17 protein-coding genes and 1 pseudogene are annotated in these 23,690 nt (G+C 45.4%); 7 read left to right on the forward strand and 11 right to left on the reverse strand.

Annotated features, from left to right (window positions below; genetic code table 11):
- Positions 1-175 precede the first annotated feature (175 nt).
- Positions 176-1,006 carry a hypothetical protein gene (locus tag K4039_RS22560; protein WP_265238734.1) on the reverse strand — a complete coding sequence of 277 codons (831 nt, stop codon included), beginning with the start codon at positions 1,004-1,006 and terminating at the stop codon, positions 176-178.
- Positions 1,007-1,133: 127 nt separating this feature from the next.
- On the opposite strand from K4039_RS22560, the gene K4039_RS22565 reads away from it, so the two are divergent.
- Positions 1,134-1,337 (forward strand): hypothetical protein, encoded by a 204-nt coding sequence (locus tag K4039_RS22565; RefSeq protein WP_265238735.1) that lies wholly within the window; start codon positions 1,134-1,136, stop codon positions 1,335-1,337.
- 371 nt (positions 1,338-1,708) lie between these two features.
- Here K4039_RS22565 and K4039_RS22570 read toward each other — a convergent pair whose 3' ends face one another.
- The 3 genes from K4039_RS22570 to K4039_RS22580 all read right to left on the reverse strand — a co-directional run bounded on the left by K4039_RS22570 (position 1,709) and on the right by K4039_RS22580 (position 5,911).
- Positions 1,709-2,002: a TIGR03792 family protein gene (locus tag K4039_RS22570; RefSeq protein ID WP_265238737.1), complete on the reverse strand. Its 294-nt coding sequence runs from the start codon at positions 2,000-2,002 to the stop codon at positions 1,709-1,711.
- Positions 2,003-2,138: 136 nt separating this feature from the next.
- Positions 2,139-4,349, reverse strand: a complete 2,211-nt coding sequence (locus tag K4039_RS22575; RefSeq protein ID WP_265238739.1) for a PAS domain S-box protein — start codon at positions 4,347-4,349, stop codon at positions 2,139-2,141.
- 179 nt (positions 4,350-4,528) lie between these two features.
- On the reverse strand, positions 4,529-5,911 hold the full coding sequence (locus K4039_RS22580) for a transposase (protein WP_265238741.1): 1,383 nt from the start codon (positions 5,909-5,911) through the stop codon (positions 4,529-4,531).
- A gap of 67 nt (positions 5,912-5,978) precedes the next feature.
- Here K4039_RS22580 and tnpA point away from each other — a divergent pair, with 67 nt between their 5' ends.
- Positions 5,979-6,392, forward strand: a complete 414-nt coding sequence (tnpA, locus tag K4039_RS22585; RefSeq protein ID WP_265238742.1) for an IS200/IS605 family transposase — start codon at positions 5,979-5,981, stop codon at positions 6,390-6,392.
- 264 nt (positions 6,393-6,656) lie between these two features.
- Here tnpA and K4039_RS22590 read toward each other — a convergent pair whose 3' ends face one another.
- Complete coding sequence (locus tag K4039_RS22590) at positions 6,657-7,865, reverse strand: ATP-binding protein (protein ID WP_265238743.1); 1,209 nt, start codon at positions 7,863-7,865, stop codon at positions 6,657-6,659.
- A gap of 71 nt (positions 7,866-7,936) precedes the next feature.
- Complete coding sequence (locus K4039_RS22595) at positions 7,937-8,482, reverse strand: RNA 2'-phosphotransferase (protein ID WP_265238744.1); 546 nt, start codon at positions 8,480-8,482, stop codon at positions 7,937-7,939.
- A gap of 271 nt (positions 8,483-8,753) precedes the next feature.
- On the opposite strand from K4039_RS22595, the gene K4039_RS22600 reads away from it, so the two are divergent.
- The 5 genes from K4039_RS22600 (at position 8,754) to K4039_RS22620 (ending at position 15,553) form a co-directional block, all read left to right on the forward strand.
- Positions 8,754-11,570, forward strand: coding sequence for a diguanylate cyclase domain-containing protein (locus K4039_RS22600; RefSeq protein ID WP_265238745.1), 2,817 nt, complete (start codon positions 8,754-8,756; stop codon positions 11,568-11,570).
- A 178-nt stretch (positions 11,571-11,748) separates the two neighbouring features.
- Positions 11,749-12,042, forward strand: coding sequence for a hypothetical protein (locus tag K4039_RS22605; protein WP_265238746.1), 294 nt, complete (start codon positions 11,749-11,751; stop codon positions 12,040-12,042).
- A 312-nt stretch (positions 12,043-12,354) separates the two neighbouring features.
- Positions 12,355-12,480 carry a hypothetical protein gene (locus tag K4039_RS22610; protein WP_265238747.1) on the forward strand — a complete coding sequence of 42 codons (126 nt, stop codon included), beginning with the start codon at positions 12,355-12,357 and terminating at the stop codon, positions 12,478-12,480.
- Between the two features lie 168 nt (positions 12,481-12,648).
- Complete coding sequence (locus tag K4039_RS22615; RefSeq protein ID WP_265238748.1) at positions 12,649-14,922, forward strand: leucine-rich repeat domain-containing protein; 2,274 nt, start codon at positions 12,649-12,651, stop codon at positions 14,920-14,922.
- Between the two features lie 67 nt (positions 14,923-14,989).
- Positions 14,990-15,553 carry a Uma2 family endonuclease gene (locus tag K4039_RS22620; protein WP_265238750.1) on the forward strand — a complete coding sequence of 188 codons (564 nt, stop codon included), beginning with the start codon at positions 14,990-14,992 and terminating at the stop codon, positions 15,551-15,553.
- Positions 15,554-16,089: 536 nt separating this feature from the next.
- Here K4039_RS22620 and K4039_RS22625 read toward each other — a convergent pair.
- From K4039_RS22625 to K4039_RS22645, 5 genes and pseudogenes are all read right to left on the reverse strand, one after another.
- Positions 16,090-16,935, reverse strand: a complete 846-nt coding sequence (locus K4039_RS22625; RefSeq protein WP_265238751.1) for a nitrate ABC transporter ATP-binding protein — start codon at positions 16,933-16,935, stop codon at positions 16,090-16,092.
- Between the two features lie 353 nt (positions 16,936-17,288).
- Entirely contained in the window at positions 17,289-19,289 is a 2,001-nt protein-coding gene (locus K4039_RS22630) for a nitrate ABC transporter ATP-binding protein (protein WP_265238752.1), read from the reverse strand.
- 272 nt (positions 19,290-19,561) lie between these two features.
- Complete coding sequence (gene ntrB / locus K4039_RS22635) at positions 19,562-20,407, reverse strand: nitrate ABC transporter permease (protein ID WP_265238754.1); 846 nt, start codon at positions 20,405-20,407, stop codon at positions 19,562-19,564.
- 76 nt (positions 20,408-20,483) lie between these two features.
- Positions 20,484-21,890 carry a CmpA/NrtA family ABC transporter substrate-binding protein gene (locus K4039_RS22640; RefSeq protein ID WP_265238756.1) on the reverse strand — a complete coding sequence of 469 codons (1,407 nt, stop codon included), beginning with the start codon at positions 21,888-21,890 and terminating at the stop codon, positions 20,484-20,486.
- An 826-nt stretch (positions 21,891-22,716) separates the two neighbouring features.
- Positions 22,717-23,403, reverse strand: a pseudogene (locus K4039_RS22645) (cation transporting ATPase C-terminal domain-containing protein).
- Between the last annotated feature and the right edge of the window lie 287 nt (positions 23,404-23,690).

Here is a 23,690-nt window from a genome sequence, read left to right on the forward strand (position 1 = left end):
GGGAGAAGGGGAGAGGGGGAGAAGGAGAAAATATTCCTTCTGATTGATGACTAATGACTAATGACTAATGACCAATGACTAATGACCAATGACTAATGACAACTGCCAACTATCAACTATCAACTGCCAACTATCAACTATCAACTGCCAACTGTCAACTGTCAACTGCCAACTGTCAACTATCTTGTGTGTGCTGCAACTCCTTGACAACCGAGATTAAGCGCTTGAGATGAGGTTTAACAACTTCTTGCTGCTCGTGTTCCAAGCGATGAATTTGAGCTTGAACTACAGACAAATCTGGAGTCGATTGGTGCGCCGGAGTTTGCACTTGACTTTGCAGATTAGCCATGACTTTCTGGATTTCCAAAAATCGAGTATTTACTAATTCCCAGTCGTCTCTGGTGAGTGCAGTTTCTGTCAAGCATTGTGTCGCGCTTTGCAGTTGTTCTATCGCCTGTTCCACACCTTCGAGATTTGTTGCTTGGCCCACCGATAAATCTTGCAGTTGTTCGCTCACTTGCTGGCGGACATCGAGGACAGCAGACGCCACGATTTCTTGCAAAGAAGCTACCGACTCTCCCAAACTCAGCAACTGCCGCTCGATGTCGATAGACTCCTCAAAACCTTCATTCCTAGGAAGTGCAGCCATTTGCTGGCGCAGCGCTGCAATATCTGCTGACAACTGCTTTCGCAATTTAACAATTACCGTCACCGCCGTTTTTTCGACCTTATTTACAGACTTTTGGACTTGGGCAATTTCCGAAGTTTGATGAACTCGCACTTGTTTCTCGAATCGATACCGATTAGCCACATTCAGCGACAAAGCCAAGGTGAGGGGAGCCACTCCGTAAAAAGCTTGACCAGACACGGCTACCGCCAGGGAACCTAAACCAGAGGCCGCCAGAGAGGCGTACTCTGCCACCTCCAGCCAGTGTCTTTGAGGAAAACTTTGCCTCAAGTGGTTTCTAACAGAGGGGTTTGGCTTCCGCACGACTCTTTGGGTCATAGTATTTTCTCGTTGATAAGGTTGCGAGACAGGGTGGAGCATCGATTTATATCCTTGTTTCAGTTATATGTTTTAGATTCTTTCCGCGCACTCTTCTATTTTTACCTGATTGCTAAGTAAGTTAAGGATGACTGACATATTATTATGTATTTGGGAGCTGTCTTGCTGTCGCCCACAATTCCCGCTGTTAAAAGCTGAACCCCAAGCCGCTCTCTATTTTACATCACGCTGGCGCGATCGACTTCGGGCGATCGACAGTAGCTACGACGGCGAACCATCTCTCATCCGATTTTATTTTTTATATTTTAGATTTAAAAATGCGACTTCCTGACGGATACTACGGTTTGGAGCTTATGGGAGTTGCATTTTTGTTCGCGCACTGCTATAATCTACGTCTTCTCAAGTTTATTACAAAAATTGTTCAACCAATGAAGTCAGAAAAACCCGAAAATGCCGATCGGCTAAAGTCTATTTTCAGTATCACAATCTTTATCATTCTCGCCCTAGCAGTAGGCTTTTTAAGCGTAAATTTTATTTCTGCTCTCTATGCAAAATTTGCTTAAAATAACTGAATTAGTCATTAGTCATTAGTCATTAGTCAACCCTTCTCTTTCGCAAGCTGTCAACAGTCAACAGTCAACTGTCAACTGTCATCCGTTACATCCGTTACACAATCCGTTGCCGAACTTCCTTCAAAAAGAACTAATGCAAAAACTTGCCAACTTGATATTCGCGACTTTCGGTCATCGGCATTTGCAAATCACCCATTTTGGCATCCAACTCATCTATAATATTTTGAGGGACAGACTTCCACAACTCCCTAGTTTCCCAACGAATAAACATCACCACCTCATTTTCCACTGAATCCACCCAAACTTCTTTACCCAAGAAACCGGGGAAACTTCTTAATCCCGTAGTCCAAACTTCTTCATCTCGCAGAATAAACTGTTCCCATTTTTCGGGAGGTACTTTAAATTTCAGCCACTCAATTACCATCTTAGTTTTTCCTGTTATAACTCAATTGATTTGACATTTTAAATATTATACAGTGCGTCAGGTGAAAATCATTAGTCTGTGATCGTCACATTCAGTCCTGACGCACCCTAGTGCGAACAGTTTTGGCTGAGTTTAATTAATCATTACCGATCGCAATTTTAACTATCAACTCAGTTCCCTGTCCCGGACGAGAAACACAGTGCAACTCACCGCCGTGCTTTTCTACTACCAAATGCTGGGAGATTGCCAATCCCAAACCAGTGCTCGTGTCTGGACATTTAGTGGTAAATAAAGGGTCAAAGATGCAGCCGAGAACTTCTTCAGTCATCCCAGGGCCGTTGTCGCTAATAGCGATCGCAACTTCGCTTGAACTTACCAAAAACGTCCTAATCCGAATTTCGGGATTGAATATTTCAGTTTCCGAGCCGCCCGCAGACAACAAAGACTGACTTTGGATTTTACCACACCTTTGGGGATTTCTCCCTCCTTCCTCCAAAGCGTCGATCGCATTTGTCAACAAGTGCATGAACACTTGATTTAACTGTCCCGGATAGCAGCGGACTCGCGGCAAATCCCCGTATTCCTTAACTAGAGAAATCCCTGGGCGTCCCCCTTTAGCTTGCAGGCGATTTTGCAAGATCAGCACAGTGCTGTCCAAACCTTCGTGGATATCCGCAGGCTTCATTTGGGCTGCGTCGGTACGCGAGAACAAGCGGAGCGATCGCACAACATCCCGAATCCTTTGGGAACCTACTTTCATTGAATTTAGCAGTTTTGGCAAGTCTTTTTTGATGAAATCTAAGTCTAAGTCTTCCATCCAATCTTGAATTTCTGCCACCGGATCGGGATAATGCTTTTGGTAAAGCTCGATTGACTTCAAAAGTTCTTGAATGTAGCCCGTGGCGTGGCTGACATTCCCGGAAATAAAACTAACTGGATTGTTAATTTCGTGCGCTATTCCTGCTACCAACTGCCCCAAACTAGACATTTTTTCAGTTTGGATAAGTTGAGTTTGAGTTCGCTGCAAAACCAACAAAGTTTGTTCTAATTTTGCCGCTTGCTGTCGCAGGCGTTCTTCCGATTCTTGCAAAGCCAAAAGAGACTGTTTGCTTTCTGTAATGTCCAATCCCACAAAGACTGCCGCCGTGCTTTTTTGATATTTTTGAGCTACAATTAAATAAGTTTTATTTTCTCCTCTGATGCTCGCTGTTACTTCTTGAGATGTCTTCTTTTGAGCGCTGGCAAAAAAATCGTAGACTAAATCGTTAAATTTAGGGCTTGTATCTAAAAAACCAACTTTCTGACCAGAAAATATTTCGGCCGGCATTTGGTAAGCATTAGCTAAATGTCGGTTTACTCCCAAGTAGCGCAAATCGGAACTTACCCAAGAAACTAATCCGGGTACGGCATCCAAGACGGCTTGAAGTTGCTCTTTTGCTTCTAAAAGTGCTGATTCGGCAGCGACACGAGCGGAAATGTCTCGGGCGATCGCGCAGCAGTATTCACAGCCGCCGTATTCTAAATAATTGACTTTAACTTCGACGGGAAAACAGGCACCGTTTCGGGTTTTGTAAGTTGTTTTAAAAGTGAAGTTGCTTTGCTGTTTTAGTTTCTCCCAGCGTTCCTGCCAATTCGATACTGACAACTGCGAATCGATGTCGCTAACTGTCAGGTTGAGCAGTTCCGATTCTGAGTAACCAAACACATTACAAGCAGCTTTATTTGCATAGCAAATTTTACCGTCGGCACTGGTAAAAAAAACTGTATCCGCAGCATTGTCGAGGGCAATTGGAGTTAGTTGCCGTTTGATTTCTAACTGCGGGCTTTTGAGATTTGAGATAAATTTATTGTAGCAATTTGTTTGGGCGAGTTCCTCAGCTATCTTTTCGGTAAACAGGATCAAACCGCCGATCGCACCTTCACTATTTTTCCACGGCAAAAATACCCATTTTACCCGCCCGCTGCCACAGCCTTCGATTTGTTCTGCTTCACATACGGGCGATCGCCCTACCACCACAAACTCGCTGTATTCCAAAACTCCCGCCAAAATGGCGCGAGCATTTTCCTGCCAATATTCCGGGAGATTCGGGAACAGTTCCCCATGATACCCGCCTCTTGCCTGGCCACCACCGAGTCCGCAATCGATTTCCCAGCGATGGGAAACCGACAGATAGCGCATTTCACAATCTACCATTGCCACGGCGTCGGCGGAGCGCTCCACCAATCGCCGCAATCGGTCTTTATTCTCGGACACGGCTGCCTCTGGGGGGTGTTGGTGGGCGATCGGGATTGTCCCGTCGGCGTACCTCCCCAGTCGAATTTCTTGTTTAACTGGCTTAGTTTGCACGGTTTGGGATTTCCTCCATAGCTGTCAAGTTTGAAAAAATTTGTTTCACACCAAAAATGCTCTTCCCCTGATTCGCTGTTTAGGGTTACACCCTTAGAGGGTCTCACCCATCAGTAATATCATTTTTCACGGGATGTGTCCATAGGTAGTGACATACTCCTACATTAAACCGAGTACGGTTATAATGTAGGCTTCTTTGCAGCCCGATGAAGGGTATGCAAAATTTCCTTCGTGGTACTTTCATCCATAGTTCCTACTACAGAAATTTTCCCACTACGGCGTTTTATACTGGGAAAAATGTCCAATCCCAGTCTTTTTAGGTTAATCGCGGCGTTAAGATCACGGTCAACCATCAAAGATTCCTGTTCATCCCAATAGTCTCTGATACTACAATCGGTGAAAATTATTTCATCTCGATAACACAGAACCATTGAAGTATAAGCAGGATTTTTAGAAATAACAACTGCCCCAGCTTTTAAGGCTATGTAGTTCAGTGTCGTAAAAAAGTTGCCAAATGCAGCGTCAGACCAAGACTTATTTAATCCGGATTTTGCCGATTGACCGTTCGGAAGAAAAGTCCCATCATCAGACTGTTGAGGCTTGTTTCGCGCCTTCAAGCCTTTCAGGTTCAAGTCCTCATGAAAGAAGACTTTTTTTCCAGTTCTCACTAGCTTATGAGCGGTTTTGTAGTGAAAATCTTTTCTTGACCTAGCAATGCGTTGATTTTGCCTAGCTTCACGTTTTGCTAGTTTGCGACGAGACTTAGAGCCACGTTTCCGTTTATTCCGCTTAGTTGAAATCCGGTCTAGAGAGGCTTGATTCTTACGAAGCGGCTTGAAGGATGACAGTTTCTCGCCATCTGATGTTGCGAGATAAACATCTTTATGTAAAACAGCATCTAATCCCAACGAATTGTCCCAAGTTGGAACAATTATATCCTGACATTGGATTGGTACATTCACGTCTTCTAGGACAAATTGAATGAACCAACCATCAGCCTTTTTGGTGACACAGACTTGTTTGACAATAAATCCGTCTGGGATAGGGCGGTGCATTCTGACCTTAACAACTCCCAATTTTGGAAGTCGCAAATATAGCCAGTTCTTGCGAGTTAGTTTAATCCAGCTATTATTGGCAGTAGCAAAAGTCATAGTTCTGAAGCTAGCTTCAGACTTAAATCGTGGTCTACCCGACTTACAACCATTGCTGTCGCCCATAACAAAGCACTCAAATGCCTTGTCAACACGCTTTGATACGTCTTGTAGAATTGTCGAGTCCACCCCTAAAAATTCCAACAATTCACCACTGTGGAATACTTTTACCAAGTCTTTTTTAATAATTGGTAGTTGTTTCTTTTGGGTATAATAGTTGGGCTTTTCTCGGACAGGAGCAATGCTACTAACTAGCGGACAAGCATTTATGCTTGCTCTGTTCATCGACCACCAGTCAAATCTGTCTCCCAACTGGCGATTATACCAATAACGGCAAATCCTTAGCCACTCATTTAACGAGAGCCTCTGCTTAGTGTCGGGATACATTTTGTACTGGTACGTCGTTTGCACTATCGTTTTGGGATATTAGCCTAACTTGGTGTTAGCATATCATCAATGCCTATTCAGTGTCAATGTCGTGAACAAAGATTTTATCCGCAAGGCAAGGGGAGTCTCAGCACTCAAATGCCATTTGGTGTTAACTACAAAGTATCGAAGGAAAGTTCTGACAGACTTAATGCTGACAAGGCTTGAGTCGATATTTAGGGATTTAATGGAAAAATGGGAAGGAAAGTTGATAGAATTTAACGGAGAGAGCGACCACGTTCATTTGCTGTTGCAGTACAACCCGCAGACAGAACCAAGTAAATTGATCAACAACTTAAAAACTGTTTCTAGTCGGTACTTGAGAAAAGAGTTTGCCGCTGAAATTAACCAAGTATATTGGAAAGAAGTATTTTGGACAAATGGTTATTTCATCGCTTCTTGTGGTGGCGTGACTGTTGAACAATTGAAAAAATACATCAATGAGCAAGATCGACCCACAGAATAAAGAGTTCGCTCGTCTCGTCATCCACCCGCTCACTGCTCAACGCTTACACCGTGTGAGATTGCTCTTCGGGTGGAATCCTCATCTCACCGCGTTTTTCATCCCACACTAACCTTTGATCGGTATAGTGTGGGGATTCCCACCTGTTTAGCTAAATAAATTGTTCCCGAAAGTTTGATATTCAGGAAACTTCCTGATAATTATTCAATATTTGAGGTGGTGCAGTCCGTGCCATAGCCTAGATTGCTTGAGACTCTAAGATCTCACTCAAACAAATTTGTGCGTAAATTCACTGGTAAAATCCACTCTCCCCTTCCGTAACATTGCAGGATCTAATCTTTCAATGGTGTTGCAAGTTAATAAAACTACGAGTTTCTGCTGAAATTGAATCCCGTGTTCGTCCATGACGCTTTGATACAGAGTTCCATCCAGCAAACTCAAAATATGTTCAGTTTTGTTAGTGCGTTGGGCCGCTGCGGTCGATCGATCTTGAGCCAAATTATCTGCCTCGTTGATAATAATGCAAATCCGCTCCAAATAACTCGGCGGCACAAAATTTTCCACAGCATCATGATCCAAGATAAAAATCACATAACCCAGCGGCACTAAAATCTCCTTTGCTACCGCTTGAGTCCAAGCAGTTTTGCCAGTCCCCGGTTCACCACTAACCAAAACAGCCAACTGATTTTGGTCGAGAATTGCCTGCTGAACAGTATCCGTAAAACTTTGAACTTCCGCAGAAAAAGTCCGAATAGGGAACTGACTGTGAACCTGTCCAACGCGGCTTTTGTACCCGCTGAGAATCACCGCTAAATTGTAAGTAGCCTTGCTAACCAGCGGCGCAATATCTTTGCAAATCAGAGTGTAGCAGCGCCGCCCCCTGTCGTAACTGTCAATTTGCAGCCAACAGCCACATTGAGTCCAATAAGCATAAACAGTACCCAAAACTTCCAAGCGTTCCCAGCTAACAAATCGTTCCGGCGGATAAGAAAAATGTCGTTCCATAAAAGACTGAGTAATCGCATCCGGTTTCCCCAGCAAATCTAGAACTTTAAAAACAGTAATCTCTTGGAGTTTATTCAGAACGTAGTCGATGGGAATACTAGCGCGACTCACCAATTGAACAACAGGCGTTTCGGTAACTAAAACATCTTTGTAGCGGTAATCCGGGTAAACAGGCTGCGGAGTAATGTAATCCCAAAAGTCGTCTATTTCGTAGCGAGTATTTTCCGAGAATACATTTAAGATATTCGCCCACCAGGTATATTGATGTCGTCCCATTGCATCGGCAATATCGCTAGCTGCATCTAAACTTTTTTGAGCAAGTTCTACGGGGTCGCTAGACGCTAAGTGCAGCAGGTGTTCCCAATCAAATTGACGGTAGAGAGGTCGCCAGCCTGAGCCAAGCAGCCCTCGATTTTGAGGATTGTTTTGATTGAAATTGTTGTCGCGACCGCCCATATTTTCCGCACTCATATTGTCAAATTCCTACTTACTTTTGTTTTGAATATTTCGCGTATTTTTTTTTCACAAGAATACTGAATTGATCAACTTATTTTTAGATAATTGGGTGGCACAAAATCTACCAGCCAAACTTTGTTATCCGAGCAGTAAAATGTATGGCTGTCACGCTGCATTGCTGCGGCATCTACGGTAAAGACTGCCGGGATGCCGTGTCTTGCACCTACTTTACGAGCTGTCTGAATGTCCGCCGACAAATGAACGTGATGCCGTGACATTTTGTTAATTCCTTGACTGAGAATAGACTCGACGGCAGTGCTACCTGTTCCGTGATACAAAATATCTGGGGTGACAGCGGGTTCTAACTGCAAATCAACATCTACGCTGTGTCCTTGGTTGGCACGAATTAGAGTGCCTGTCGAATCGAAGGAAAAGCGCTGTTTGTCGTTTTGCGCGACTACTTGTTTGAGTTCTGCAAGCTGAACAGGGAAGTTATTTTTTTGGCAGGCATTGAGGAGTTCGTTAACAGAAACCCAGCCCCCCGGCGCGAGTTGAATGTTGATGCGTGAGGGCGCATGGCGCAGGTGTTTGCTGAGATATCTGCTGATTTTGATTGATCGTGAATCGTTCATAATTTTACTTGATTGAGTGCCTTAATAATTCGGCTGCTCTCTTATTATATGATATAATACATTTATATTACAAGATATTTACAGCGGTGTCAAGATGTAGAATAAAAGAATTTAACAGAAGGTGCGATCGATCGCAAGAGCGCGACTGTATGAGTCTAAACTAGCAAATTATTTGGGAAGTATGCAGAATTTTTTGAATCTTGATTCAAAAATTAAAAATCACAAATGGTATGACTTCAGAAAGGGTACAGCGCGCGGAATTTAGATTAAAATGAAGAACTATAAAATGTGGCACAAGCCGATGCAGGTAAAAAAAACAGCGATAATGAATCAGGATGCAAGTAGATTAGCTGTCAGCCGTCAGGGGAAAATAGAAGCAATGGAAATCCAACAGTGGAGTAATAATCGGGTCGATCGCCAGCCACCAAACCCGCCCGATCGCCCAAACCAAATTTCTACCACAAAAGAAGTAGATTCGTCCCTGCAAGAAGGTTTAGATTTTAAAGGAGCGATCGACCGATCGACACTGGCGCTGAGAACAGATGCGCGAGGAATTATCAATTACGTCAGCGATCGACTTTGCAGCATCTCTAACTATTCGCGTACTGAGTTAATCGGTCACCATTTTGGCATCCTCCATTCGGAATATAAGTCTTCGGAATTAATCGAAAATCTGCTGTCAAGTGTTGCCAAAAATGAAGTTTGGCAAGGAGAAATTAAGAATCAAGCCAAGAATGGTAGCGATTATTGGGTGTATGCATCAGTAGTTCCGCTGTTGGACTTGCAGGGAAAACCCTGTCAGTATTTGGCGATCGGATTCGACATCACCCATCGCAAAGCCGTAGAAGCAGCCCAAGCCGCAGCCAACCGGGCAAAAGACGAATTTTTGGCGATCGCGTCCCACGAAATGCGATCGCCCCTGAGCGTGATTTTGGGATGGGTGCAGCTAGCTCGATCGCGCAAGTTAAACGAAGCCACCACCAACCGCGCTTTAGAAATCATCGAGCGCAACGCCAAATTGCAAAATCGGCAAATAGACAATCTCCTGGATCTCTCGCGGCTGCTGCGGGGGAAAGTCCGCCTGAATATCGGCCGAGTTCACCTCCCGTCTGTCATCGAATCGGCGATCGAGACCCTCCGCCCCGCCGCCGAGGCCAAAAACCTCCGCGTAGAAACACACTTCTACCCAGGCGTCAGCTACGTTATGGCAGATGTAGACCGATTGCAGCAAATAGTCGGGAACCTCCTAACCAACGCGATCAAATTCACCCCAGAATCGACACCAGACCCGGTTCAAGTGCGGATCGAGCCTACTCCGTCGGGCGCGCTGATTCGGATCAGCGACAGCGGTTGCGGGATTGACCCCAAATTTCTGCCCCACATCTTTGACTACTTCCGCCCCGGAGATAGCTTCCAGGCCAAGGAACAAAACCGGCTAGGTCTGGGACTATCTATTGTGCGGCAGTTGGTGGAACTGCACGGGGGAACTGTTTGGGCTGCGAGTCCCGGCTTGGCTCAGGGGGCGACCTTTGGGGTGCAGCTACCGATGGCTCAAAGCAACAATTCGCGCGATCACACTCCTGCGATCGCCCAAATGGAAAGCAGACCCGAATCGGTTTCCCAACCCCTAGCGGGAAAGCAAGTGCTGGTGGTGGACAGCAGCGCCGAGAGCCGGGAATTTTTCAAAACTGGCCTGGAAGCATTTGGAGCCAAGGTAACAGCGGTGGGTAGCGCCGCCGAAGCGATGGTCGAGTTGGAACAGTCGTGGCCAGACGTGTTGGTGAGTGATCTGGCTGTGCCGGAAACAGACGGCTGCGATTTGATCCGCCGTGTCAGAGCTATGGAAATGTCCGAGCACAGGGCACTGCTGCCGGCGGTGGCGCTGACGGGAGGCGTCCGTGAGGAGGATTGCGCCTCGGCCCTCTCTGCGGGGTTTCAGAGGCATTTGTCGAAGCCGGTGTCCGCGAATCAGTTGGTAAGTGCGATCGTCCAATTGGCCGGACTGACTGAATACGGCGCGGGAGATGTCGGGGCGATCGCACCCACAGCGGGGCTGTCGGACTCTCACTGCTTTGACGACACCAATAATCATGGCGAAGAATCAACAACAGACAGCCAAGAATTACCGCTGTTGCTGGTAGTTGAAGACAATAATTTTCTGCTGGCTTACCTCCAAATTTTATTGAATCCTTACTATCGAGTCGCCGTGGCGATGGACGGGGTTGAAGGTTTAGAAAAGGCAAAAATTTTGCTGCCAAATTTGATATTGAGTGACCAAATCATGCCAAGACAAAACGGACTGGATTTGCTCAAGGAGATTCGGAACACGCCAGAATTGAGTTCAACTCCGGTAATCTTTTTGACAGCGCGATCTGGGATGGAAGCTCGGATTGAAGGTTTGGATGCGGGTGCTGACGATTATATTTCCAAGCCTTTTGACGAGAGGGAACTGTTGGCGAGGGTAAGAAATTTGCTCAGAACCCACGCAGCCGAACAGCAGTTGACAGTCCTCAACCGTCAGTTGCAGCAGCAGAAAGAACAGTTAGAAAAGGTGAATCTAGCGTTGCAGTATTTGGCAACTTATGATAGTTTGACTGAGGTAAGAAATCGCCGCTCTTTTACTGAACATATAGATACGGAATGGCGGCGCTTGGCAAGGGAAGAAGCACCGTTGTCTTTGATTATGTGCGATATTGATTATTTCAAATTTTACAATGATACTTACGGCCACCAAGCGGGGGATGAGTGTTTGCGGCAAGTGGCGCAGGTTCTCCAGAAATCGCTAAAGCGATCGGCTGATTTAGTAGCGCGTTATGGTGGAGAAGAATTTGCGATAGTTTTGCCGAATACGGATATTCAAGGTGCGGCTTCCGTAGCTGAAATTATCTGCCAACAGGTGCGGGGTTTGCAGATACTTCACGCGAAGTCTGCTGTCAGCGAATACGTGACGCTGAGTTTGGGTGTGGCTTGCTGCATTCCGGCACCGATGTCGCAGCCGGCGGGGTTAATTACGATCGCCGATGAGGCGCTTTATCGGGCAAAAACAGCAGGGCGCGATCGGGTTTCTATTGCCGCATTTGAAGCATAATAGTCCTTAGTCCTTAGTCCTTAGTTCTTAGTTCTTAGTTTTTAGTTTTTAGCGAATCAAAATTGTATTGTAGTGCAATCGAGTCGATCGCCCTTGACGCTCCTGTATTACCAATGTAGTATATAATAGTGGTACGAAAGCTCGATCGACACCAGAAAACAAAATTTACAAAAAACCTATGCAACCCATCCGACAAGGCGACGTAATTCTCACCCCCGTACCGCAAATCGCAGGAGAAAAGAAACCTCACCTAACTCTCGCCGAAGGTGAAGTCACGGGACATTCTCACCAGATTATTGAGGGACAAGCTGAACTTTACGAAAAAGACGGTACTCTGTACTTGCGAGTGCTTTCGCCGACAGCTTTATTGAGTCATGAAGAACACCATGCGATCGCAATTCCCGAAGGTAATTGGATGGTGCGGATTCAGCGGGAATATGAGCCCCAAGGTTGGCGGTATGTCGCAGACTAAGGTTTAACAAACCTTAGTCAGCACAAGAAGTTCAGATTCCAGTTTATCTCGAAAAGTGGAGGGCGAGATCGCTTTCCACTTTTCGCGATCGATCGCACGCTGCGGAAATGATTAAAGTGGGTGCTTGTGCGATGGCTTACGCCCCGCTTCGCTACGGCATTTACAGCATTGGATGTCATTTTGTGCGATCGTATTTGTCAAAAACTTGCAGCCACTAAATTAGACACTTGCCAGGGATACATACCCTGTTAAAAATCGATTTTAAGGACTATTTCGACGCATTGGAGCGTCCTTTAGCAGTTTTTTGTTAAAATGAGCTTTCTGAATACGGGATTGCTTTATGCGTTGCGAGTGCCGCCTGATGTGACATCTGCACAAGAGGCAATTCGCTGGGTAAATTGGGGAATAGAGCCTGACGAATTTAACGTGCAAACTTGAAACTCCCCAACCCTGTTTAACAAGTACAATCCTCAACTCACCAAGATCCAAGAAACCGGGTTTTTTACCTAATGTGCGGGCTGCCTGCGAATAATCTCGTAAAAACCCGGTTTCTGGCCACCCGTGCGTAAGTCCTAGTCTGATATTCTCCTAATTTACAACAATTTTATGTCTGAAAAACAACCAAATCCCGCAGAATTCAGCAGCTTTACCGACTGGTGCTTGCACAAAGACAGCCTTTCAGAAGCAGCAAGATATACAGTTGAGTTGCTGTTAGAAAAAGCTGGCACTTCTGACATTTATGAAGCGAACCAGATACTGTCAAGTAGCAATAAGTTGGATCTGGACAACAATAAAATATCAGACATCACAACACTGCAATCTCTGAATAATTTGACTTCTCTGACACTGTACAACAATCAAATATCAGACATCACACCACTGCAATCTCTGAATAATTTGACTTCTCTGACACTGTACAACAATAAAATATCAGACATCACACCCCTGCAATCTCTGACTAATTTGACTAATTTGTATCTCTACAACAATCAAATATCAGACATCACACCACTGCAATCTCTGACTAATTTGACTGAGCTGTATCTCTCCAACAATCAAATATCACACATCATACCACTGCAATCTCTAACTAATTTGACTCGTCTGGATGTGGACAACAATAAAATATCAGACATCACACCCCTGCAATCTCTGACTAATTTGACTCATCTGTATCTCTCCAACAATCAAATATCAGACATCACACCACTGCAATCTCTGACTAATTTGACTTCTCTGTATCTGCACAACAATAAAATATCAGACATCACACCCCTGCAATCTCTGACTAATTTGACTCATCTGCATCTGTACAACAATCAAATATCAGACATCACACCCCTGCAATCTCTGACTAATTTGACTCATCTGCATCTGTACAACAATCAAATATCAGACATCACACCACTGCAATCTCTGACTAATTTGACTAATTTGTATCTCTCCAACAATCAAATATCAGACATCACACCACTGCAATCTCTGACTAATTTGACTCATCTGTATCTCTCCAACAATCCAATATCAGACATCACACCACTGCAATCTCTGACTAATTTGACTAATTTGTATCTCTCCAACAATCAAATATCAGACATCACACCACTGCAATCTCTGACTAATTTGACTAATTTGTATCTCTCCAACAATCAAATATCAGACATCCCATCCCTGCAATCTCTGACTAATTTGACTGATCTGCATCTGCACAACAATCAAATATCAGACATCACACCACTGCAATCTCTGACTAATTTGACTCATCTGTATCTCTCCAACAATCCAATATCAGACATCACACCCCTGCAATCTCTGACTAATTTGACTTCTCTGAATGTAAATTTTAAACCTGAACATAAGGCTCTAATCGAAGCGTGTCGTCAAAAGTGGGGAACTCTCGCCAACTCTACCAAACCCATCTCTAACCCCAAAGCCGCAGCCGCCGTTAAGTCTGTTTGCGAGATCCTGGGTTTAAAAGCCTCTGAAATAACTTTTTGCAGTAGCCCCAACGGAGGGGTAGCACAAATACCGCTGAAAAGATCCAATGACACTGATTTGATAAAGCGACTTACAAAACGGGTAAAAGATGCGCTGCACCCCTTTTTCTTGATAACAGAATTGCGGCAAGAACTTTCGGAGTTAAGTATATGGGAGGAACAGCTAGAACAACAATTTAACACAGACTTTGCCAATTATTGGAAATATTCAAAGTCAATATTTACTCCAAAATATTTGGTTGAGGCTCTCGCTGTTGCTGAATTATGTGTTTCTGGCTTCGGTGTTGTTCTCAAACCAGAATTACAGAAACTTTTTGAATGTCTGAACCAGCTTTTAGCAGAATGCGGCTGGATTATTTTGTTAGATGATACCTGCATTGTGTGCTCGCGCCCTTGTCAGCTTAGCCTTGACAACGAGTACCGCCTCCATGCAGAAGGTGAACCTGCACTGGAATTTCCCGACGGTTACAAAATCTATTCCTACCACGGTGTAACATTACCTGAAAAATACGGACAAATTCACCCCAATCTGTGGCAAGCACAATGGCTTTTAGCAGAAAAAAATGCTGAATTAAGACGAGTATTAATTCAGGGAATTGGTTATGCTAGAATTTGCTCCGAACTGCAAGCAATAGAGTTAGATTGCTGGAAAGAATACACGCTGCTCAAAATTGATGCTGATATTGATGGCTTCGATCCTGATGATTTCGAGGACGATGATGATGCTCCGAAAAAAGAAGATATTTATCTGTTAAAAATGATTTGTCCGAGCACGGGACACATTCATGTTTTGCGAGTTCCGCCAGATGTGACATCTGCTAAAGAGGCAATTCGCTGGGTAAATTGGGATATTGACTCAGAGGAGTTTTCGGTGCAAACTTGAAATAGAAGCAGCAGAAATATATTTTCCGATTGTTAGTTCATTAGGATGATTTCAGGAACCCTGATTTATGGTAGTTGCAGCCAAGTTAACGATTTCTCTGGCAGAGTTCTTGCAGTTGCCAGAAACTAAACCCGCAAGCGAGTACATCGACGGTAAAATTTATCAAAAACCTATGCCGCAAGGAAAACATAGCAAACTTCAAAGTGAGTTATTGTTGGCAATTTCTGAGGTTGGGGAACGCCCAAAATTAGCCTGTGCTTTTCCAGAATTGTGCTGTACTTTTGCGGATTGCTCAATCGTTCCCGATATTGCTGTTTTTGAGTGGTCGAGAATTCCTGTTGATGCAGATGGGGAAATTGCCAACCGTTTTGAAGTTGCACCGGATTGGATAATTGAAATTCTGTCACCGGATCAATCTCCCAATCAGGTGATTAAAAAAATTGTTTTTTCGATCAATCACGGCACTAAATTGGGTTGGTTTGCCGATCATAGCGATAAATCAGTAATAGTTTTTCTGCCGAATCAACTGCCTGAAGTTAAATCAGATATGGATATTTTACCTGTTCTTAGTGTGTTGGGTAATTGGCAGTTATCCGCAGCCGAGTTGTTTAATTGGTTGAAAATTAATTGATTTACAGCAGATTGCAGGTCGAGTGATCGGGTAAAATAAGATATTATAAAATTCGCTGCTTTAAACTCAAATGAAGCTGGTGATTGATCAAAGAAATGGAATTTTAACTTGAGAATATTTGGGAGACTGACATTTACTGACATTCATTTACTGACATTTGCGATCGCCTTAATCGATAAAACACTAATCAAGATTGGGCCTGTGACACTTAAAAGGGTGGAATGCACCAAGTGTCAATTTAACAAAAATTGTTAATAACATAAGAAAGAAGCCCACCTTCAGTCAAAGGTGAGCTAAATTCATGCCAGCTTATGGACAGCTAGGCAATCGGGTCTCTTAGCGGATTGACGTAAAAGCTGAAAAAAAGATCCGAATCTTCCGGAAAAACTTATTCCTCAACAATTAAGCTCCAGTTTACCCGTTAGCGAAGCCCTCGAAGAGGATCGCACCAGCCACATCTCACCCCCAGCGATGTTGTCCTGAATTGGGGAAATACTGGGGCTTTAATTTTCCAGCAATCCCCAGTCTCAAAGGGTTTAAGCGTCGTCATCGTGAGCAAAGCGGCGGAAGAGGAAGTCTAGGGCGTAGTTCCGCAAATTGTAATATTCCGGATCTTCCATCATTTGTACCCGATCGCGCGGACGAGGAAAAGGAATCTCCAGAACCTCCCCAATCGTCGCTGACGGGCCGTTAGTCATCATCACCAGGCGATCGGCCAAAAACAGCGCTTCGTCAATATCGTGAGTAATCATCAACACCGTACAGCGGTGATCGTTCCAGATTTTCAGCAACTCTTCCTGCAATTCCTCCTTGGTAATTGCGTCCAAAGCGCCGAAAGGTTCGTCCAAAATCAGCACTTGGGGGCGAATTGCCAAAGCGCGGGCGATGGACACCCGTTGTTTCATACCGCCGGAAATTTGCGGCGGTCTTTTCTCAGCAGCTTCTGTCAGTCCCACCATCGCCAAATGCTCGTTGACGATCGCATTTTTTTCGACCTTCGACTTCTCAGGAAATACAGCGTTAACGGCAATATAAACATTCTCAAATACCGTGCGCCAAGGCAACAAAGCGTAACCCTGAAACACTACCATGCGATCGGGGCCTGGCTTCTCGATCCGCTGCCCGTTAATCGACACAGTGCCCTCGCTGGGATGGCTAAAACCCGACACCATATTTAATAGTGTTGACTTACCACAACCGGAGTGTCCGATCAGAGTAATAAACTCTCCCTCAGCTACAGTCAAGTTAATATTTTCTAATGCTCTGTAACCGTTTGGATATACTTTATGAACATTGTCCATCACCAAAAAAGGCTGGCGGCGATCTTTTGTTTTCTTGCTTTGCTTTTTGGTGTCGATCTGGTTCGCAGTAGTTTTGAGCATGGGTTTAGGAACTTGTTAGTGGGTTATTGGCAATTGCAAATAGTGGAATTTTGAATGGTGATGAGCTGCGAGTTGAGACTGTAGATTTGCAAGTTCCCTGTATGTTTTGAGTATTGAGTTTAAATTGGAAGACTTTTGCATCAATTATATAATTGTGCCCCTTCACTCTCAACAATGCAATCAATCGCTTTGATTTCTGGTTACTCTTCTCTGACTTCTGAGTTGATAAGTCTCGGACAGGGGCGATCGATAACTAAGCAATTTCTTCACCTTTCGATACTTCAAAACTCGCAGATCACCATTAGACATTGGGCCGGTGGAAAGGAGTCCACCGGCGCGGACACAAACAGATTTTAAGCAGCTCTGCGGCCGGAATCGAGGATGACTTGGGCCATCGTGAAATCACGTTTGATTTCCAGATTGTTGAGATAGCCGATCGGATCATCACCACTAAACACCGTGCCATCAAACAAGCGAAGAGAACCACGAGTATGAGTAATATCAGACATTCCCAACTCTCGCGCGGCCGTGCTGAACGGGCCAACCCGCACCACACGTTCCAAAACTTCCACCCAGTTGCGCGGGAACACAGTATCGCCCCAACGTGCCATCTGCACCATGTGCCACAACTGTTCAGTGCGGCTCGGATGGTTCACGGAGTCTCCATAGAACAAGTGGTGGGCGTATTCCCGCATCGGAGTATCGAGGTTACAAGCAGAAGAATTAGGATCGCCAAGTTGAATGTAACTCTTATCCGTGGCGACATATTCCCGTCCCGACACAATTTCGGAAACTTCTTCGGCATGATTTGGATCGGCGCAGTATTGAGAAGCTTCCAGCAAAGCTTTGAGCAGAGCAATGTGAGTGTTGGGATAGGCATTTGCCCAGTCTTCCCGCACCCCCAAAATTTTGCCTGGGTGTCCGGGCCACAGTTCCAAATCTGTAGCTACCGTAAAGCCGACTCCTTCCATCGAGGCCCGCAAATTCCAAGGTTCGCCGACGCAGAAACCGTCAATGGTGCCGCCTTGCAAGTCCACGATCATTTGAGCTGGTGGGAGATTTTTCAGCACAACATCATGATCCGGATCAATGCCGCCGGAAGCTAGCCAGTAGCGCAGCAGTAGGTTGTGCATCGAAGAAGGGTGAACGATTCCCAGGCGGTGCGTTTGCGCGGGTGTTCTGCGGAGCATTTCTTTGAAATCTGCCAGATTGTAGATTCCTTGGTCGTAAAAGCGTCGTGCGAGGGTAATAGCGTTGCCGTTGCGGCTCATGGTGAGGGCTGTAACGGTTGGTATTGGCTTGTTTTGGTGGCCTCCTAATGTCAACCACATTGCCATCCCAGAGGGCATTTGGGCTGCGTCTAAGTAGCCTGCTGCGATGCCGTCTACGATGCCGCGCCAGCTTGTTTCCCGCACGAGGTGGACTTCATCGAGTCCGTGTTTGGCAAATAAGCCTTTTTCTTTGGCGACGGCGAGGGGAGCGCAGGCGGCGAGGGGGATGAAGCCGAGTTCGAGGTTGACTTTTTCTAGGCCGTGGCGGGCGATCGCCGGTACTTTGCGCGCCCGCAGTTTTTTGACTCGTTTCTGCTGGTTGAGGAAGTAAATCATTTCGCTCCGCAGGGCGTAGTAGCTGGGGTGCGTGACTACTTCCATGCGTTTGCGGGGGCGGGGGATGTCTACTTCCAGGATGCCGCCAATCTTCGATTCAGGGCCGTTGGTGAGCATGACGATGCGATCGCTCAACAGCACTGCTTCGTCCACGTCGTGCGTTACCATCAAGGCGCTGATTTCGTACTCTTGGCAAATTTCCATCAACTTTTCTTGCAAGTTGCCGCGAGTCAAAGCATCCAAAGCGCCGAAGGGTTCGTCCAAGAGTAACAGTTTGGGGCGCAAAGCTAGAGCACGGGCGATCGCCACGCGCTGTTTTTGTCCGCCCGATAGCAGTGCCGGTTGCTTCTCGGAGTGGGGCCCCAAGCCCACCATTTCGATGTGTTTTTGGATGATGTCGAGGCGTTCGGCTTTGGGTAAGCCGTTCATCACCGAGTCTACGGCTAGGGTAATGTTTTCTCTGACTGTTCGCCAAGGTAGCAGCGAATAGTTTTGGAATACTACCATGCGATCGGGGCCCGGCTGGGTGATTCTTTGTCCGTCGATCGTCACCAATCCTTCTGTGGGCAAGTCCAAACCTGCCACCATATTTAGCAGCGTAGATTTGCCGCAGCCGGAGTGTCCGACTAAGGAGACAAACTCTCCTTTTTTAATTTCTAAGTCGATGCCTTTGAGGGCTACGTATGTGCCGCCGTCTGTTAAATTAAATGTTTTTCCGACTTGTTCTACCGCAATCAAAACAGACATGATTTTCTTGCCTTTTTTTGTAGGTTTGTCCTAGCTTTTTTGATTATTGATTGTTGACTGTTGACCGTTAGCTGTTCTATTATCCCTATCGTCCAACTGCAATAACAATATTGGTTCGTAGTGAGGAATTCATTCCTCTTAAAAGGCTGAGGAGTGAAGTTCTGCTACTCGTTTAACTGGTTCCCAGGCACAGCCTGGGAACCAGTTAAATATCAACTGCCAACTGCCAACTGCCAACTGCCAACTGCCAACTGCCAACTGTCAACTGTTAATTATTTGCCTTCAGAGGGAGCAATTTTGTGTTGCAACCAAGCCATCATGCGATCGAGTATCAAACCAACAGCCCCAATGTAGAACACCGCTAACAGAATTTCGCTGATGTAGTTTTGCTGGTAAGCGTTCCAAATAAAGAAGCCGATACCAACAATCCCCGACATCACAATTTCCGCTGCAATAATCGCCAGCCAAGCCAGCCCGATCGCAATTCTCAATCCGGTAAAGATGTAGGGAAGTGCCGACGGAAACAAAATATTCAAATAATACTCTTTCCGAGTCAGTTGCAGCACTTTCGCTACGTTGTTGTAATCGTCGGGAATTTGGCGGACACCTTCAGCGGTGTTGATCAAAATCGGCCAAACTGCGGTGATAAAAATCACGAACAAAGCAGCCGGTTCGTTTTGTTGAAGTGCAGCCAGGGCGATCGGCACCCAAGCCAGAGGCGCAACCATCCGCAAAAACTGAAAAATCGGGTCTAAAGCCTTGTTCAGCAACGGATTTGTACCGACCAAAACACCCCCAGCAATTCCCACCGCAGCGGCGAGAGTGTAGCCTTTTGCCACCCGTTCCAAACTAGCCATAGTTTGCCAAAACAAGCCGATTCCGTAGGTTTTGGAATTCATGAAAGGATACAGCAACAATACCCGCGTCCGTTCGTCAGTCCAAACGCTGGTCGGGCCCGGCAGTTTGATCAGTTGCGTGCTCGACAGGAATTGCCAAACTAACAGAAACCCCAAAACTCCTAAAATTGGCGGTAAAATATTTGGTGAATGCTTCTTCCAAAACTCGCCAAACGCTCCTTGCGCTGCGCCTCTGTCCCTTCGATTTGTACTTACAGCCATCCTATTAATCTCCTGTGTTTGCGCTATTTTTTTGACCGTAAAATTCGAGACTAAATTATGGGAAGTTAATACCCCATCAAACTTTTTTAAAGGTCAAACTCTTGAGGTAATCTTCTGGCTTTTCCGGGTTAAATTCTTTGCCATCAAAGAACTTTTCAATGCCACGAGACGTACTTTTGGGAATGTCAGCATCAGTAACTCCGGCCAATTTTGCTGCGGCTTTCCACAAATCTTCGCGGTTGACTTTGCCGATAATTGTCTTAGAATCTACCAAGGTGTTAGTTGGCAAGAAACCCCAGCGCACGCTTTCGGTTAAAAACCACAAATCGTGACTCTTATAAGGATAGGAAACGTTGCCGAGGTCGTCTTTCCAGTACAGCGGGCTCATTTTGAAATCGTCGATCTCTGGTTGGCCGTCACCCATCATGTACTTGCCCTGGTAGGGAGGTGTCAAAACTGCCGGAGGTACGTCAAAGTAGTTTCTGCCAGAAGTAATGGCAACTAATTCGGGGCGATTTTCTGGTTTGTCGCACCATTGCTGCGCTTCGATCAGTCCTGCTAGCATGGCTTCGCTGGCTTTGGGATGTTTGTCTACCCAGTCGCTGCGCATAGCTAGATACTCTTCGGGGTGATCTTTCCAGATTTGGGCTGTGAGGGCGGACATGAAGCCGATGTCCTCTTGGACGATCCGCAGGGGCCAGGGGTCGCCGGTACTGAAACCGTCCATGCTGCCGGTTTTCATGTTGGCTACGGTTTGGGCTGACGGTACTGTTAGCAACTCGGCTTCTGTGTCGGGATCGATGCCGTTAGCTGCTAGCCAGTAGCGAATCCAAAAATCTTGGTTGGCCTTGGGAAAGGTGTAGGCTGCTTTGAAGGGCGTGCCTGCTTTTTTGAGGCCTTTCATGTAGTCTTGGGCCGCTTGGTCTAGTTTGAGCCCGATGCCTTTGCCTTTGTGTTTTCCGGCGATCGCAATTCCATTTCCCTGAGTGTTCAACTGGGCTAGAACATACATCGGAATTTTGACGCTACCTTTGGTGATCAGACCTTCACTAATTTGATAAGGCATGGGCATTTGCCACTGGCCTCCATCAATACCGCCGCCGGCAGATCCGATTTCTAAGTTGTCTCTAGCCGAACCCCAGTTGGCTTGTTTGGCGACTTCCACTTCGGTCATGCCATACTTGGCAAAAAAGCCTTTTTCTTTGGCAATAATTAAAGCTGCTGCTTCGACGATCGGGATATATCCCAAGATAACTTTTGTAGTTTCGATGCCCTCTACTCTTTTTTCGTTGGCAACAGCAACTGCTGATGTGGCCGCAGGTACTGTCCCGCTACCGGCATTAGTGCTGCCGCCGGCACCTGCTGTAGCACCGGGTTCTGGGGGATTTCCCAAACAGCCTTTGAGGAGTATTGTACTGACGGCAGATGCACCTGCGGTAACAATAAATTTACGCCGGGAAAATTGCTCTGAAAATTTTGTCATAGCCTAACTTCGCTCCTATTCATAAATCTTCTGTAACGACATCACTGAAGTTTATCAAAGCGCTTTTTTGCTGTTTGCTAAAGGCCAATTAGCGAACTATTTTGAGCGCACGGAAAGCAGGAGGGATCGAAAGATTTATTGCTAGCATAAGTCTTTCAAATATCCCTGCTGATTTTACACTTTTGATTAACTTGATATTGCGATCGACCAAGTTGTGTTAACTCGCCAACAGCGAGATCCACGTTTTCTTGGCTTAATCATTCAGTTTACCGTACTCTTGCTGTAATTATAAAACAAATATTAAATTTAACTGATAAGTATATGTTGTAGAATGTTGCGTTTTATTAAGTAGTGCTTGGTGTTGCTGGATTCTTTCACCGCTCGCCAAGATTTCACCAAAAGCTTGAGGTGTAAGCTTTTGGGCATTTTTCCCCCTGCAAGCATTCTCATTTTTTTGAATGAGTGTACAAATATCATTCTTTGAGTATATTGACAATAATTACATAAAATGTTAAAAGGCGGGTGGAGAATCTCCCGATCGAGCGATCGCTCGTGGAGGCACACTTATATGATAAAACAATAAAGTTTTTAATGTTTTGCTGAGAGACAGGTTCCCTGCAAAACACTCAAAACTGACGATTGTCAAGTATTTAATTGTCTGTGGGAGGGATCGAAAACAGAAACAGTCCTGCACCCATCAATACCAAAGAAACCGGGTTTTTCACCGATGTTAAAGGCTACAATCCAATATTTGCTTAAAAAACCCGGTTTCTGCGTCCACGACTAAGAAATAAAATATCGATCGACTCCTGAATGCCGAATCCTATTAATTAGGCGGATCAAAACGGTTGACAGAAAGCGCAACACCGATCGCAGGTAGCGCGATAACGAAGCAAATCAGCCACTGACTGAGATTCATCGGAGCCGTCTGGAATATTTGATTGATAAACGGAGAATTAGCAAAAATCACCTGCAAAATCACAGCCGCAGCAATGCTCGCAGCCAGGGCAGGAGCGCCGCTAAATTTTTCATTCGAGCCGTTAAATTTAGCCATCAAAGAAGGTAGCAACTGGCTGAGACTCAACAGGTAAAAAATTCTCGCCATTACCAAAGCTTGAATTGCCATTGTCCGGGCGAGCGGCAAAGTTCCCTAATCCGCTTGGCGCACCCATTCAAACATCCCAAAAATTATCGTCCAGTTGTAAAGAGAAATAGCCAAGATCCACTTGATCCGACTTTCAGTCAGGAAAGGTTCGTTAACCGGTCGCGGCTGCTGTTGCATCACCCCCGGAGACTTGGGCTCCAAAGCAAGCGGCACAGTCATGGTGATTGAGTTGAGCATATTCAACCAGAGGATTTGCAGCGACAAAATCGGCAAATCTCGGCCGAGGAGGGTGCTGAGCAAAATTGTCATCGATTCTCCGCCGTTGACGGGGAGAATGAAGCTGATGGATTTAAGCAGGTTTTTGTAGACCGACTCCCAGACTATCTTTGAATGGGTTTTGATTTCCATCTATTTTACAAAAAATGTGTCTGTTTTTGGCGATCGATTTGGGATTTTTTTGCGGTTCTAAATCTTTTTTGGGGAGTTTGTAGAACTGGTAAAAAGAGTTACTAGACTGCTTGACAGATGGCAAATTTTAAGGGAGCATTTCTTTTTTGCAAAAAGCATTTTTTTTACAGTGCGAGCGTCTCCGCTCGCTTGGTTCTATAAGCAAGCCAGCGGGGATGCTCGCACTATTTAAAGTGTTGTTTATTTTACAGTTTCCCGGCAATTTTCCCACTTTGCGACTGCGCCAC

This window comes from Lyngbya sp. CCAP 1446/10, assembly GCF_026130175.1.
Lineage (GTDB): Bacteria > Cyanobacteriota > Cyanobacteriia > Cyanobacteriales > Microcoleaceae > Microcoleus.